This is a genomic window from Marinobacter changyiensis (assembly GCF_009193265.1).
Lineage (GTDB): Bacteria > Pseudomonadota > Gammaproteobacteria > Pseudomonadales > Oleiphilaceae > Marinobacter > Marinobacter changyiensis.
In genome coordinates, this window is the sequence record NZ_VZZZ01000001.1 from 285,833 (window position 1) to 301,163 (window position 15,331).

The following is a 15,331-nucleotide window of genomic DNA, read 5'->3' on the forward strand; positions in this document are numbered from 1 at the left end:
ATTACCCCAACCAGAGGGAGTACTAACATGATAATTCCTGATCAAATGGCTCAGGCCTCCAACGAAGAACTGATCGAATATATCCTGACCCGTTATCACGATACCCACCGCGAACAGCTGCCGGAGCTGATCCAGCTTTCCGAGCGGGTGGAGCGGGTCCACGGCGGCCATACGGCCTGCCCGGCTGGCCTCTCGGCGCACCTGAGACAGATGGCCGAAGACCTCGAGGCCCATATGGCCAAGGAAGAGCAGATTCTTTTTCCCATGATTACACGTGGAATGGGCGCCATGGCTGGCGGACCGGTATCCATTATGCGGCACGAGCACGAGGATCACGGCTCCGCGCTGGAGGCGCTGGAGCACCTCACCAATGGTCTGACCCTGCCAGACGATGCGTGTGGAAGCTGGCAGCGTCTCTACCAGGGGCTCTCGACATTCCGCGATGATCTCAAAGCCCACATACAGACAGAGAACAAACTGCTGTTCAGCCGCATTGATGGTGGGAACTGAGAAGGTATACTCCCGTAGGGGTATCGGATTCGACAGGCTGATTTGCCATAATTGAGCTACCCTCTCAAGTGAGAACTCACACAGCAAAGGACAGGAACCATCCCATGCCCCACGCCAAGCTGACAGACCGTTTCGGCCGCACCGTCAACTACGTGCGTCTGTCCGTTACTGACCGTTGCGATTTTCGCTGTGTTTACTGTATGGCGGAGGAAATGACGTTCCTGCCCCGCCAGCAGGTGCTGACACTGGAAGAGATTGCCCGCGTGGCAAGAACCTTTGTGTCCCTGGGCACGGAAAAAATCCGGCTAACCGGAGGTGAGCCCCTGGTACGCAAGGACATTCTGGAACTGGTCAAGGAAATCGGCAGTTACCGCCTGCGGGATTTCGCCATGACCACCAACGGTAGCCAGCTGCCTGCCATGGCAGAGTCCCTGCGCAAGGCCGGCCTCAAGCGGCTGAATATCAGCCTGGATTCTCTGGATGCCGACAAGTTTCACCGGATCACTCGTACCGGGCGGCTAAGCCAGGTACTGGATGGCATTGACGCCGCCAAAGACGCCGGTTTTGAGGGCATCAAGCTCAATACGGTGGTGATGAAAGGTGACAATGACCAGGAAGTGCCTGAGCTGGTGGAATTCGCCCGCAGGAAAAAGGTAGACATCACCTTTATTGAAGAAATGCCGCTGGGGGAAATCTCCGATCATGATCGCGGTCAGGTGCTGTGCACCAGTGACGAGGTCCGAGACATTATCGGCCAGCGCCATCAACTGGTCCCCACTCCCGAAGGCTCCGGCGGCCCTGCCCGCTATTACCGCATGCCGGACAGCGATATCCGGGTCGGTTTTATTTCACCCCACTCCCACAACTTCTGCTCAACCTGCAACCGGGTTCGGCTGACGGTGGAGGGGCGTCTGCTGCTCTGTCTTGGCAATGAGCACTCGGTGGACCTGCGCCGTGTTCTGCGTGGCCATCCGGTGACTAATGACAAGCTGCGCGAAACCATCATCAACGCCATGGATCTGAAGCCGGAGCGGCATCATTTTTCTACGGATGGTGATGTTCAGATTCTCAGATTCATGAACATGACCGGGGGTTAGTCCCCAGCCAGCCTCAGCCCAGGCTTATCGCTTCACCGCTGGCATCTAAGGGCAGGTAGTTGCCAAGGTGCCCCAGGCGAATGGATTCTACCATCATGGTGAGTGGCTGCTGAGCTTCGTCGGTGGATGGCATGGAGCCCCCACGTCCAGACATGGCGGCAACAAAAAGCACATCCCATACCTGTCCGGTATGTCGGGATTCGGCCACCAAGGCCTCGAAATCCCTGGCCTCGGAAAGCGGCTTGTCGACACAGATGACCGGATTCAGAGCTCCACCCTCACCGTTTTGAAATGCTGTTTTCTCCTGCTCAGAGGCCTCATCCGGCAGTTCCGCGCGGCAAAAGACAAAAAGCAGCCGCTGTGGTTCCGCTTGGGTCTGAGCTGTGGTGATCAGGTCGGTATAATTTGAAATCATTGCGCAGTATCCGGGTTGAGTGTGGATGGTCACAAGCGGGCCTGAGTTACTGGCTGATATCGACAAGCCTTTGGGGATCCGAGATGAAGAGCCGGCTGCGGTTGACCCGCACCAGACCGCTGGATTTCAGATCGGCCAGAATCCGGGAGAAGGTTTCCGGTTGCATGGCCAGCCTGGATGCCACCAGACACTTGGGCAGGGGCAGTTCGACCTCACCGCCCTCTTCCGTACCGTTTGGCAGCAGATCGATCAGGTAACGGATCAGCCGGTCACGGGCATTCTGGACGGTCATGATCTCCAGGTCGTGAAACCGGGAGACGGCCCGCTTGGCATAATGCCGGAGGGCGGCCTGGGCATACCGAGGGTTGATTTCGAGCAGGTCCTGGTAGGCCTTGACCGGTATCACCAGCACTTCACTGGCTTTCAGGGCTTCGGCATAGCAGGCGTACCGGGGCGGATCGGCGTAGATCATGACTTCGGCAAAACAGTCGCCGGAGGCGATGCTGTCGAGAGTACGGTCAATGCCGGAGGAGTCCAGGCGGTACAGGCGCAGGCAGCCGGAGATCACGAAGAAGAACTGATGGGCCGGCATGTCCTGGCGATACAACAACTGGTGATGGCCAAGATGGAGCCTTCGGGACTGCTGGAGGATGTACTGGAGGTCCTGACCGCTCAAGGCGGCGAATAACGGGTGGCTGCGCAGGGCCTGAAGGCCGCCTTCATCGTCGAAGGGTTTATTTACGGCGACCAGTATCGGTTTGCTGCATCGGGTTTCCGCAGTTTGTGTCAACGCCATCTGAATGTCCTCTCTGCATATTCATGCATTTCAAATCATGTTTTAAATAGTAGAGAGGTATGGGCTGGGCGTCGCTCCCCCTATGGGGGTATATGCGGGGCTATTTCTGAGTAATTGATTTAACTCAAGGTGGGGTTGGTTCGGGTGTTCTTTTGATTTGGGAGGTTGGGCCAGCGGGCAGGACCGCTTTCCAAAACACGCTCCTTGCGGCACATCCATGTAACGCTTGGGCTACGCCATCCATGGCTCCGCACAGTTTTGGCAATCGGTCCTGCCCACCGGCCTCCTGACAATTGAGTTAGCCTCGGGTTTTACGAACTTATTGCATCAGGGGTGAGTCGGGTAGTTCCAAGTCTACGCCTTCCACTCCGGTTTCCGCTGCCAACACCTGCACGTATTGCCGGAACGCTCTTCGTGTCACGCTTTCGCTCAGGTACTGCCGGATCTGGGGTTTTACGTGCTCGTAGGGGAGCTGTTCGCCGTCGATTCGCTGATCAACTTTCACAATGTGCCAGCCGTAGCGGGTTTCGATCAGTTCCGGGCTGAGACCTTCGCGGAGGCGCAGGACGGGGCGCTCGAATTCTTCCACGGTCTGACCTTTGCTGATCTGGCCGAGACTGCCGCCCTGTTGGCGGGATTCGCAGGCGGAGTATTGTTTGGCCATTCCTGCAAATTGGGCACGGCCGTCGAGCAGGGATGACAGCACCTGGTTGCCGGCTTCTTCCTGACGGAGTCGCTCCTGGACGTCGTCCGGGGCGGCCGCGAGGAGGATGTGACTTACTGCCATCAGGGTTGGGCTGCGAAAGCGTGCCGGGTTGGCGGCGTAGAAGCGTTCGCAGTCCTGCTCGCTGAGGTTGGGGACGTTGAGTTCCTGTTCCAGCACGCGGGCGATTCGATCTTCTTCGTCGGCGATGTCGTCCAGCTTCAGGCGGGTAGCCTGCTGCAGGAGGAGTTCGCGGATGACGAGGCTTTTGGCGGCTTCGTGCCAGGCTTCGGCGACTTCTTCGGCCGGGTGGTGTTGCATTTCCCGGGCGATGGCTTCCTCGCCGATCAGGGTGTCACCCACGGCGACCGGCGGGAACTGGTTTCTGGGTTTTTCGGCTTCGCCGACGGGGATGATTTGCATGGTATTTCTCCTTACGCGCGCTTACGCACGACCTGATACTTGCGCCCGAAATACTCCACGGGAACACTCAGCATGTGCACCAGCCTTGTAAATGGGAACAGCACGAAGATGGTCAGGCCCAGGAAAATATGGGTCTTGTAGATCCAGTGTACGTCGGCAATGTAGTCAGCCACGCCACCCTGCAGGGTGAAGATGCCCTGTGCCCAGGCTGTGAACTTGAGCATGGTGCCGCCGTCCAGGTGACCAAGGGTGGGCAGGATGGTGAGCAGGCCGAGGGCCAACTGGATCACCAGGATCACGATGATCATATTGTCAGCGAAGCTGCTGCTGGCCTGGACCCGTGGGTCGGTCAGGCGACGCCAGGCCAGCATACCGCCACCAACGATGGCCATGACGCCCGCGACACCGCCAACCACAATCGCCATCACCTGTTTCTGGCCCGGAGTCATCAGCCATTCATAGGCCCAATGGGGTGTCAGCAGGCCTACCAGGTGGCCGAAAAAAACCACCAGCACACCCACATGGAACAGCACACTGGCCATGACCATGTTTTTCTTGCGCAGCATCTGGCTGGAATGGGCTTTCCAGGTGAACTGGCCATGGTCGTATCGGGCCCAGGTACCGATGATCAGCACAACGAGGGCAATGTACGGGTAGATTCCGAATAACAGTGTGTTCAGGTAAGACATTGTCGTTTCCTCCTGCGCCCTCAGGCGCGCCCTGCCTGACGGGGTGTGACATCCGTCATCAGCTGATCACTCAGATGAATGGTCTGAGTCTGCTCCAGTTCCCGGCGGCGCTGGCCTACAACGCCACCCGTATTGCAGGAACTCCCCTGATCGTCCACGAACTTGACCATTTCCTCTTCCCAGACTTTATCCAGGGCTTCCGGCGTATCGTCGCGCTCTTCCGAGGCAACGATCTGCGCCAGTTCCTGGCGATTCGACTCACGGCCCGACAGCACCAGCAGTGCATCCATCAAAACGTGATAGAGACTCTCGCGCTGATACAGTCGTTCGCCCAGAAGCCCAAGGATGTGGTGGATGTCCTCAAGCCAATTTCTGATTTCTTCCCCTGGCCGGGTGGAGAGGTATTCCAGAAACAGCGGCAGGTAATCCGGCAGCTCCCTGGCATCGATCTCCAGACCATTGGCACGGTATTGCTCCATCAGGTCCACCATGGCCTGGCCGCGATCGCGGGACTCACCGTGTACGTGCTCGAACAGCAACAGCGAGGTAGCCCGACCGCGGTCAAAAGTGCCCACATACTCTTCCTGTAGATCCAGCAGATTGTGTTCGCACAACCGCTCCACGCAACGCAGCAACTCGCCCTTTTGCTGTTGCGGTAACAGGCGGTCTTCCAGGACAACCGCTACCAGCTCGTCTTTGGCTTGCAGCAGTTCGGCGGTGGGATAATCCAGCAGCCGGGCTATCACTCTTAATAATGTCATGGTGTTTTCCTTAATCCTTTAGCTGCCGGGGGTCCACCTGTTGCACGGTGGTCAGTTTCTGAACCATGGTGGTGGTCTGCTTATTACCGCCAAACATGTTGAACTTGTTGTCGCCGCTACAGCCGTCGCCGAAGCTGAAGCCGCAGCCGCCGCGCTCGCCGTGGGCGTCAGGGAAGGCTTCCTTCGCCAGTTCGCGATGGCTGGTGGGAATTACGAAGCGGTCCTCATAGTCAGCGATGGCCAGGTAACGGTACATTTCGTCAGCCTGGGCCTTGGTCAGACCAACTTCCTCCAGCGCCCGCAGATCTTCCCTGCCCTCCACGGTTTCTGCGCGTTTGTACAAACGCATGGCCATGATCCGCTTGAGCGCCAGAACAACGGGCTTCTCATCACCGGCGGTGAGCAGGTTGGCAAGGTACTTGACCGGAATCCGAAGGCTTTCGATCTTCGGCAAGATGCCGTCAAACTCGACCTTGCCGGCTTCTGCCGCAGACTGGATCGGGCTCAGGGGTGGCACGTACCAGACCATGGGAAGAGTGCGATACTCCGGGTGCAGCGGCAGGGCCAGCTTCCACTCCACCGCCATTTTGTAGACCGGGCTACGCTGGGCCGCCTCAATCACGTTCATGGGAACGCCGTCTCTCTGCGCCTGCTCAATCACTTTGGGGTCGTTCGGGTCCAGGAAAATTTCCAGCTGCTTCTCGTACAGTTCATGCTCGCCCGGGGTGCTGGCCACTTCCTCTATGCGGTCGGCATCGTAAAGCAGCACACTCAGGTAACGGATGCGACCAACACAGGTTTCGGAGCAGACCGTGGGCAGGCCGGCTTCAATACGCGGGTAGCAGAAAATGCACTTCTCGGACTTGCCGGTTTTCCAGTTGAAGTAGATCTTCTTGTACGGGCAGCCGGACACGCACATCCGCCAACCACGGCACTTGTCCTGATCAATCAGCACGATGCCGTCTTCCTCACGCTTGTAGATGGCGCCACTGGGACAGCTGGCCACACAGGTGGGGTTGAGGCAGTGTTCGCACAGGCGCGGCAGGTACATCATGAAAGTGCTTTCGAACTGGCCGTAAATATCGGCCTGGATCTGATCGAAATTCTTGTCCTTGCGGCGTTTGGCGAACTCGGTGCCCAGAATTTCTTCCCAGTTAGGGCCCCATTCGATTTTCTCCATGCGCTTGCCGGAGATCAGCGAGCGCGGTCGTGCCACCGGCTGATGCTTGCTGTCGCCTGCTGTGTGCAGATGCTGGTAATCGAAGTCGAATGGCTCGTAGTAGTCGTCAATTTCCGGCAGGTCCGGGTTGGCGAAGATGTTCGCCAACACCCGGAAGCGGCCGCCGATCTTCGGGCGGATCTTGCCACTGGCATCACGCATCCAGCCGCCTTTCCATTTGTCCTGGTTCTCCCACTCTTTCGGGTAGCCGATACCGGGCTTGGTCTCGACGTTGTTGAACCAGGCGTATTCCATGCCTTCGCGGCTGGTCCAGACGTTTTTGCAGGTCACTGAACAGGTGTGGCAGCCGATACACTTGTCCAGGTTCAGTACCATGCCGACTTGGGAACGGATCTTCATTTTACAGCCTCCTGGACAGTGTCATTGCCTTCGCCATCGAGCCAGTCGATGTTGCTCATCTTGCGCACCACCACAAATTCATCGCGGTTGGAGCCTACGGTGCCGTAATAGTTGAAACCGTAAGAGTACTGGGCGTAGCCACCGATCATGTGGGTCGGTTTCGGGCAGACTCGGGTGACCGAGTTGTGGATGCCGCCACGGGTGCCGGTGATTTCGGAGCCGGGAATATTCACGATCCGCTCCTGGGCGTGGTACATCATCACCATGCCCGGCATCACCCGCTGGCTGACCACTGCCCGGGCCGCGATGGCACCGTTAGCGTTGAAGACCTCAATCCAGTCGTTATCCACCACACCAATTTCTTTGGCATCGTCTTCACTGAGCCAGATAATCGGGCCACCCCGTGACAGGGTCAGCATCAGCAGGTTGTCACTGTAGGTGCTGTGGATACCCCATTTCTGGTGCGGCGTCAGGAAGTTCAGCGCCTTTTCAGGGTTTCCGTTGGGTTTCTTACCGAGCATCGGTGCCATCGCCTTGGTGTTGATAGGCGGGCGATAGACCAGCAGGCTTTCGCCGAAAGCGCGCATCCATTCATGGTCCTGATAGAACTGCTGACGACCGGTCAGGGTGCGCCAGGGGATCAGCTCGTGAACGTTGGTGTAGCCGGCATTGTAGGACACGTGTTCGTCTTCCAGGCCAGACCAGGTCGGGCTGGAGATGATCTTGCGCGGCTGGGCCACGATGTCCCGGAAGCGGATCTTTTCCTCTTCCTTGTTTTTCGCCAGATGGGTGTGGTCCAGGCCAGTCTTTTCGGACAGGGCCGCCCAGGCTTTCACGGCAACCTGTCCGTTGGTTTCCGGCGCCAGGGTCAGAATCACTTCGGCCGCATCAATGGCGCTCTCGATTTTCGGCCGACCGGCATTGGCACCTTCCAGGTGCGTATAGTTCAGCTCCTTCAGGAAGCTGACCTCCTTCTTGGTGTCCCAGTTGATGCCCTTGCCGCCGTTACCAAGCTCATCCAGCATCGGACCAAGCGAGGTAAAGCGGGCGTAGGTATTCGGGTAGTCCCGCTCGACAGTCAGGAAATGGGGGGCGGTTTTGCCCGGGATCAGCTCGCACTCACCGCGTTTCCAGTCTTTCACATCGAGGGGCTGGCCCAGCTCGGCGGGTGCGTCGTGCAGCAGCGGCAAAGTGACCACGTCTTTTTCCACTCCCAGGTGGCCCTCAGCGACCGTGGAAAAAGCTTTGGCTATGCCTTTATAGATGTCCCAGTCACTGCGGGCCTCCCAGGCCGGGTCGGTGGCTGCGGTCAGCGGGTGAATGAACGGGTGCATGTCCGAGGTATTCAGGTCGTTCTTCTCGTACCAGGTGGCGGTCGGCAGCACGATGTCCGAATACAGACAGGTGGTGGACATGCGGAAGTCCAGGGTCACCAACAGATCAAGCTTGCCTTCCGGTGCCTTGTCATGCCACTTGACCTCTGTCGGTTTGACGCCGCCTTCATGGCCCAGATCCTTACCTTGCAGACCACTGGTGGTGCCCAGCAGGTACTTGAGCATGTACTCGTGGCCCTTGCCGGAAGAACCCAGCAGGTTGGAGCGCCAGATAAACATGTTTCTGGGGCAGTTCTCCGGTGCTTCCGGATCTTCGCTGGCAAAGGCCAGAGAGCCGTCCTTCAGGGACCGGGCCACATAATCGGCCACTTCCATGCCGGCTTTCTCGGCCTCTGCGGCGATGCCCAGCGGATTACGGTTCAGCTGCGGTGCGGAGGGCAACCAGCCCATGCGCTCGGCGCGCACGTTGTAATCTATCAGGCTGCCAGCGAATTTGGCCTTATCCGCCAGCGGCGACAGGATCTCGTCCACACCCAGCTTCTCATATCGCCACTGACCCGTGTGGGCGTAGAAGAAGGAGGTACCGTTCATGTGGCGGGGCGGGCGCTGCCAGTCCAGACCGAAGGCCAGCGGCTGCCAGCCGGTCTGTGGCCGCAGTTTTTCCTGGCCGACATAGTGCGCCCATCCACCCCCGCTCTGGCCGACGCAGCCGCACATAATGAGCATATTGATCAGGCCGCGGTAGTTCATGTCCATGTGATACCAGTGGTTCATACCGGCACCCACGATGATCATGGAACGGCCTTTGGTCATATGGGCGTTGTCGGCGAATTCACGGGCAATGCGGATCACTTTCTCAGCCGGAACACCGGTGATTTTTTCCTGCCAGGCCGGTGTGTACGGCTTCACTTCATCATAAGAGGTGGCGCCGTCGTCGTCACCCAGACCCCGGCTAATACCGTAGTTCGCAACCATCAGGTCGAATACGGTGACCACCCGGCCTTCGCTACCGTCGGCCAACTGCACTTTGCGGCTGCCAAGTTTGTGGGTCAGGGTGTCGGAAACTTCCACGTGTTTGAAGTGATCGTGTTTGATACCACCGAAGTACGGGAAGGCCACGTCGACTATGTCATCGTGCTTCTCGACCATGGACAGCTGAAGCTCTACATCATGGCTGCCAGCGGTCTGCCTCAGGTTCCACTTACCTTTTTCACCCCAGCGGTAGCCGATAGATCCGTTAGGTGCGGTCAGCTGATTGGTTTTCTCGTCGATGGCGATGGTTTTCCACTCGGGGTTGTTTTCTTCCCCGAGGCCATCCACCAGATCACTGGCGCGCAGGAACCGGCCCGGCACGTAGCGGCCGTCCTCACGATGCTCCAGCATGACCAGGTACGGCATATCCGTGTAGCGGCGCACGTAATCGGTGAAATACTCGCTGGGCTTGTCGAGGTGGAATTCCTTGAGAATCACGTGGCCCATTGCCATGGCCATCGCGGCATCGGTGCCCTGCTTCGGGTTCAGCCACTCGTCAGACAGTTTGGAAACTTCCGCGTAGTCCGGGGTGATGGCGACGGTCTTGGTGCCCTTGTAACGGACTTCGGTGAAGAAATGGGCGTCCGGAGTTCGGGTCTGAGGCACATTGGAGCCCCAGGCGATGATGTAGCCGGAGTTGTACCAATCGGCGGATTCCGGCACGTCGGTCTGCTCACCCCAGGTTTGCGGGGAAGCCGGCGGCAGGTCGCAGTACCAGTCATAGAAGCTCAAACACACGCCGCCGATCAGCGACAGGTAGCGGCTGCCGGCGGCGTAAGACACCATGGACATGGCCGGAATCGGCGAGAAGCCGATGATGCGGTCCGGGCCATACTTTTTGGCGGTGTAGACGTTGGCAGCGGCAATCACCTCGTTGACTTCGTCCCAGCTGGAGCGCACGAAGCCACCCATGCCGCGGCGGGGCTTGTATTCGGCGGTTTTTATCGGGTCTTCAACAATAGAGGTCCAGGCCACTACCGGGTCATTATGCTGCGCCTTCGCCTCACGCCAGAGTTTCATCAGGTGCTTGCGCATCAACGGGTACTTCAGGCGGTTGGCGCTGTACATGTACCAGGAATAGCTGGCACCACGGGGGCAACCGCGGGGCTCGTGATTGGGCAGACCCGGGCGGGTACGGGGGTAATCGGTCTGCTGGGTTTCCCAGGTGACCAGGCCGTTCTTGACGTAGATTTTCCAGCTGCAGGAGCCGGTGCAGTTGACGCCGTGGGTGGAGCGAACAACCTTGTCATGCTGCCAACGCTGGCGGTAACTGTCTTCCCAGTCACGGTTGACGTCGTGGGTCTCGCCGTGGCCATTGGAGAATGGCTCGCGCTTCTTCCTGAAGTAATTCAATTTGTCGATCAAGTGGCTCATGGCGGTCTCTCTCCGGGTCAATCCGTGTTCAACACAGTGTGTGGGAGAAGGCCTCGGAAATCTGCGTGGTTACCCCGAGATAACCGGTTTGTACCACCAAGGAGATAAGGCCTCTATACGCCCGATTGAAGGAGCGCCAGTCGCTCCTGCCTGCGGACCGATCGTGAAAACAGCATCAGGCAGGTAGCTAACAGAAGGAAGATCATCATGAAGGCCACACTGCGGACCCCCAGCCATAGATTGGCCGCATAGAATGTGACCGGCAGCACAAAGGCTATCAGGCAGGCACTGAGCAACATCATGCCAGCATTGAGCGCAGTGCAGGTTGGTCGCTCGACCGCCATCCGTTGCAACAGGGCCCCCATGGCGCTGCCCAACGCCCCCCCAAGCAATACAACCAACGCCGTTTCCAGCGCCAGGGGAAAAGCGATATCAAAACGTATGACGCCATCAATGCCCTGTATCAGCAGCGTCATGGTCGGGTAGGACAAGACGGCAAGAACCATGAGACCAAGAGCAAGGTTCTGTCTGATCACCCGGTTACTGCCCAGACGGTCAGCCAGGCCACCACCGAGGATCTGGCCCAGTGCACCGGGGACCACAAACCACAAAGCCAGCCGTGCGCCTCCAGTCGCGGTAAGCAGAAACTGCGAGGTCAGCAAATCAGGCAACCAGAGCGCCAGCGCGAGAAAACTGCCGGCGACTGCACCGAACCATAGAGAAATCTCTCCCGAGCGCCGATAGTGGCTGGGGGCGAGAAACTGCCGCCAGGATTGCTCCGGAATTCGATCCCGCAAACCATCCTGATCGTCAGTGAGCAGCACCAGCAACACCAGCGCCAGGAGCAATATAATCAGATAGGCTAAAGGGACCGCTCGCCAGGAAAACGCCGTGATCAGCAGGGGCACCAGGTAATAACTGAGCCCCGCGCCGATTATACCGGCTCCGAAGGTACCGCAGATCAATCCGACATGGTTTGCCGGCCCATACCGGCTGATAAACTGGAGCCCCGCACTGTACATGCCTGCGGTCAGGCCGAGCCCGACCGATGCCAGCAGATAACTGGGGAAGCTCTCCGTCACGAGCAACACACCCATGCTCAGGGCAACACCGGCAAGACAGCCAATCATCACTTTTCTGGCGCCCAAGCTGTTAGCCGCAAGCCCGGCGGGCACGGCGACCAAAGCACCGGCGGCCATCGGTGCTACCAGCAGCAAACTGAACTCGAACTCTGTCAGACCAAGGCTGGCGCGCAAATAGATGCCAGCCACAGCAAACAATGTCCAGCTGCCTGCCGCCGCGGCAAAACCAATGACAGCCAGTGGCAGTATCACCACCAGCGATGTCAGGCTTTCATCATTGCGATCCTGTTCTGATCCCATGTTCCCCCCATAACGGCACACTGCAGTGTCCGGCTTTGCCCGGTTGAGGGTCAAAGACTATGATGGGCGACAGACCATTGGGGTAATTGGCGAAGATAACCTCTCCTGAAGGAGGTATATCCACTCCGTCGGTTCTATCTCAAACGGATATTTGTCAGACGGAAACGTTGGCAGCCACCGGTAGAAGATGAGTCCAAATGAAAGCCACAAGCTCCCTGGTTAATCGAATAGGTGTTGTTGTGGGTGTCGTGGTGCTGACCGCAGTTGTCAGCATGGCCACCACCCTGGCGATTTCCAGGAGCATTGAAGGTAACGCTACTGCCATCAATCTCGCCGGCTCGCTGCGTATGGGGGCCTACCAGTTACTGGCGATTGCGGCCGACCCGGCCCAGCGGTCTGATGCGGGGGAAACTCTTGAGTCAGAGCTCCAGCGATACGATGCCCGCCTTGCCCATCAGAGTATTCGCCAGGCTATTCCCGACTCTGCCGACCACCCGCTGACTCGTAACTACCGCAAGCTTGTTGAAACCTGGTCCGGGCAGCTACGCGAGCAACTCAAGCAAAGCCCTCCCGGAGGGCCCGTGGCTGACACTCTGCTTGCCAGTACCACCCACTTCGTCGGCCAGATTAACGATATGGTCGGGGTTCTGGAACAACGCACCGAAGCACGCATAGATTTGCTGCATGTGATTCAGGTCTTCAGCCTTACACTGTCCGTCATTATTGTTCTGGGCCTGTTCCTGGACTTCAAAACCAGGGTTTTGAAGCCCTTACGCACGCTTATGGGCATCGCCGAAGCGGTCGGGGAGCGAGACTTTACCCGCAAAGCCCGGTTCACTGGCACGGATGAGCTGTCACAACTGGGAGTCGCCTTTGACAAGATGACCGGGGAGCTGGCCGTCAGCTACCATGAGCTGGAAACCGAAGCCCTGATAAAGACCCGCGAACTTGAAAAAAGCCATAAGGCACTGGAACTGCTCCATATTGCCAGTCGTTCGCTGTTTGCCAACCATGACTTGTGTAGTGGCGCCATTCCGATGCTGCAGGATCTGGAGCAACTACTTGGCATCGGTCCGATACGGCTGTTTCTTCACGACAAGAACGTCAACAAAACAGTGGAGGCCATTACTACCGCGACCGTTCAGCGCCCTTACTATTGCAAGGACCACCATTGCAACGCCTGCCTGGTGACACCGGAAGAATACGACGAGCGCCCTTCAGAGAGCTCCGACGGCCGTCGGCTGCTGTTGCCGATTCGGACATCCAGTCAACTTCTGGGCACGCTTGAAGTCTGGTATCCCGCTGATGAGGAGCTGTCCGCAACCGCTCGCAGGCTGCTGGAAATCCTTAGCGACCAACTGGCTACAGCCATTTACCTTGAGCGCCAGATCACCGAGGAGCAACAACTGACCCTGGCGGAAGAACGGGCGGTCATCGCCCGTGAACTGCATGATTCACTGGCCCAGTCGCTGTCGTACCTGAAAATGCAGGTTGCCCGGTTACGGCGGCTTGAAATTGGCGGCGAGCAACAGAGTTTCCACTCAGAAATACTCGACGAGCTGAGTCTGGGCCTGAATAATGCCTACCGGCAACTCCGGGAATTATTGACCACATTCCGTCTGAATCTCGACACCCCGGATCTCGCCACCGCCTTGCAGAGCACCGTCAATGAATTCTCCGACCGGCTGGGTAAACCGGTCGAACTGGCATACACTCTACCCCCGAGCACACTGTCACCGAACGAGGAAATCCACACCCTGCAGATTGTCCGGGAAGGGCTTGCCAATGCCGTCAAGCATGCACAAGCAACGGAAATCACGGTCAGGGTCAGCTTTGAGTCACCCCGGGTGCAGGTGAGCATCCTCGACAACGGCAAAGGCCTGCCAGTGGAGGCCCAGCCGCTTCACCACTACGGGCTGGTTATCATGCAGGACCGTGCCCGCACGCTCGGTGGCAAGATTGCCATTCAGAATCGCCCAACCGGCGGCGTGGAGGTTACACTCAGCTTCGTGCCGAAAAGCCGCCACCTGATTGCGTATGAAGCCTCTAACGGCTGACGAATTCCTGGCTTTACAAAAAGGATACTTGAGATCATGGCTGATTCACCCGCGACTATTTTGCTGATCGATGATCACCCGTTGCTTCGGCAGGGCATCAAGCAGTTGGTGGACATGGAAGACGACATGACGGTGGTGGGTCAGGCCAGTAACGCCACGGATGGTATCCGCCTGGCCATTGAGCTGGAGCCCGACCTGATCCTGCTCGACCTTAATATGCCCGACATCAACGGCATCGAGGCCCTTGGCATACTCAGAGAACAGGGTGTTGGTTCGCGCATCATCATCTTTACGGTTTCCGACCATGAACATGACGTGGTTGCCGCCCTGCGCGCCGGAGCTGATGGCTACCTGCTCAAGGACATGGAACCTGAAGACATGATCAGGCAACTGCACCAGGCAGCGGTAGGCAAGCTGGTCATCAGCGAGCGTCTGACCACGTTGCTGGCTCAGGCTCTGCGCTCCCAAAAACCCCAACCGTCCACACAGCCGAATTTTGCCAGCCTGACCCCCCGGGAAAAAGACATCCTCCGGCTGATCGCCGAGGGCCTGTCCAACAAGATGATTGGCCGCAAACTGGACATCAGTGACGGCACCGTGAAGGTGCACGTAAAGCACCTGTTAAAGAAGCTGAGCCTGCGTTCCCGTGTGGAGGTCGCCGTATGGGCGGTAGAGGGAGGGCTGCACAGGGGCTGAGCTATTTCAAATCGCTGCCAAATGGAACATGACCAGCCCCCCACCCTGGAATAGCATTATCAGTTTATTGGGCCCCGGGCTTCTTCAGGGGCTCTCATTCTGCTGCAAATATTGCCGATACACCCGGATAGAAGCCAACAGACCTTCCCGGTATGCGGCGCCGTATTGGTTACCTCCGGAATCGGTCTCACGAATGGCAGATTCGTACTGACCAACCCCTTGCCTGGCAAAAGCAAGGGCTGCCGGAACTCCGTCCCGGTTGACCACAAACGCAATTCTGTCCCATTCCCGGCGTTCGGCAGAGTCCATACACTATCTCCTGAATGACTTCAGCGCTTCATGAGCTTCCCGAGGAAGGTGGGAACACTGCGGACTGAGCGCCGTCAATGGAGGTAAGCAGCACCGTTAATTATTGGAGTCTGGCACAGAATCCTGATTTCGTACTTTCAGTCTGATGGCATGGGTCATCTGCTAAATTTCATA

At 58.0% G+C, this 15,331-nt stretch carries 13 protein-coding genes; 4 read left to right on the forward strand and 9 right to left on the reverse strand.

Annotated features, from left to right (window positions below):
* The first annotated feature begins 27 nt into the window (after positions 1–27).
* A complete protein-coding gene (locus tag F6Y09_RS01480; RefSeq protein WP_152205156.1) occupies positions 28–510 on the forward strand; it encodes a hemerythrin domain-containing protein in 483 nt (160 codons plus the stop codon).
* 104 nt (positions 511–614) lie between these two features.
* Complete coding sequence (gene moaA / locus F6Y09_RS01485) at positions 615–1,607, forward strand: GTP 3',8-cyclase MoaA (protein WP_152205157.1); 993 nt, start codon at positions 615–617, stop codon at positions 1,605–1,607.
* Between the two features lie 13 nt (positions 1,608–1,620).
* Here moaA and F6Y09_RS01490 read toward each other — a convergent pair whose 3' ends face one another.
* The 8 genes from F6Y09_RS01490 to F6Y09_RS01525 all read right to left on the reverse strand — a co-directional run bounded on the left by F6Y09_RS01490 (position 1,621) and on the right by F6Y09_RS01525 (position 12,095).
* Positions 1,621–2,022 (reverse strand): ribonucleotide reductase subunit alpha, encoded by a 402-nt coding sequence (locus tag F6Y09_RS01490; RefSeq protein ID WP_152205158.1) that lies wholly within the window; start codon positions 2,020–2,022, stop codon positions 1,621–1,623.
* A 46-nt stretch (positions 2,023–2,068) separates the two neighbouring features.
* Positions 2,069–2,818, reverse strand: a complete 750-nt coding sequence (locus F6Y09_RS01495; protein ID WP_152205159.1) for a Crp/Fnr family transcriptional regulator — start codon at positions 2,816–2,818, stop codon at positions 2,069–2,071.
* 319 nt (positions 2,819–3,137) lie between these two features.
* Complete coding sequence (locus tag F6Y09_RS01500; protein WP_152205160.1) at positions 3,138–3,944, reverse strand: peptidylprolyl isomerase; 807 nt, start codon at positions 3,942–3,944, stop codon at positions 3,138–3,140.
* Between the two features lie 11 nt (positions 3,945–3,955).
* Complete coding sequence (gene narI, locus F6Y09_RS01505; protein ID WP_152205161.1) at positions 3,956–4,633, reverse strand: respiratory nitrate reductase subunit gamma; 678 nt, start codon at positions 4,631–4,633, stop codon at positions 3,956–3,958.
* 20 nt (positions 4,634–4,653) lie between these two features.
* Positions 4,654–5,394: a nitrate reductase molybdenum cofactor assembly chaperone gene (gene narJ, locus F6Y09_RS01510; RefSeq protein WP_152205162.1), complete on the reverse strand. Its 741-nt coding sequence runs from the start codon at positions 5,392–5,394 to the stop codon at positions 4,654–4,656.
* A 10-nt stretch (positions 5,395–5,404) separates the two neighbouring features.
* On the reverse strand, positions 5,405–6,973 hold the full coding sequence (gene narH, locus F6Y09_RS01515) for a nitrate reductase subunit beta (protein WP_152205163.1): 1,569 nt from the start codon (positions 6,971–6,973) through the stop codon (positions 5,405–5,407).
* Positions 6,970–10,713 (reverse strand): nitrate reductase subunit alpha, encoded by a 3,744-nt coding sequence (locus F6Y09_RS01520; protein ID WP_152205164.1) that lies wholly within the window; start codon positions 10,711–10,713, stop codon positions 6,970–6,972. Before F6Y09_RS01520 ends, narH begins: the two co-directional genes overlap by 4 nt.
* 113 nt (positions 10,714–10,826) lie before the next feature.
* Positions 10,827–12,095 carry an MFS transporter gene (locus tag F6Y09_RS01525; protein ID WP_152205165.1) on the reverse strand — a complete coding sequence of 423 codons (1,269 nt, stop codon included), beginning with the start codon at positions 12,093–12,095 and terminating at the stop codon, positions 10,827–10,829.
* 197 nt (positions 12,096–12,292) lie between these two features.
* On the opposite strand from F6Y09_RS01525, the gene F6Y09_RS01530 reads away from it, so the two are divergent.
* The gene (locus F6Y09_RS01530; RefSeq protein WP_152205166.1) at positions 12,293–14,152 is read left to right on the forward strand and encodes an ATP-binding protein; all 1,860 of its coding nucleotides are present in this window, start codon (positions 12,293–12,295) and stop codon (positions 14,150–14,152) included.
* A 36-nt stretch (positions 14,153–14,188) separates the two neighbouring features.
* Positions 14,189–14,848 (forward strand): two-component system response regulator NarL, encoded by a 660-nt coding sequence (narL, locus tag F6Y09_RS01535; protein WP_152205167.1) that lies wholly within the window; start codon positions 14,189–14,191, stop codon positions 14,846–14,848.
* Between the two features lie 84 nt (positions 14,849–14,932).
* Here the strand turns inward: narL and F6Y09_RS01540 are convergent, their stop codons facing one another.
* Entirely contained in the window at positions 14,933–15,157 is a 225-nt protein-coding gene (locus tag F6Y09_RS01540) for a hypothetical protein (RefSeq protein ID WP_152205168.1), read from the reverse strand.
* Positions 15,158–15,331: the final 174 nt, after the last annotated feature.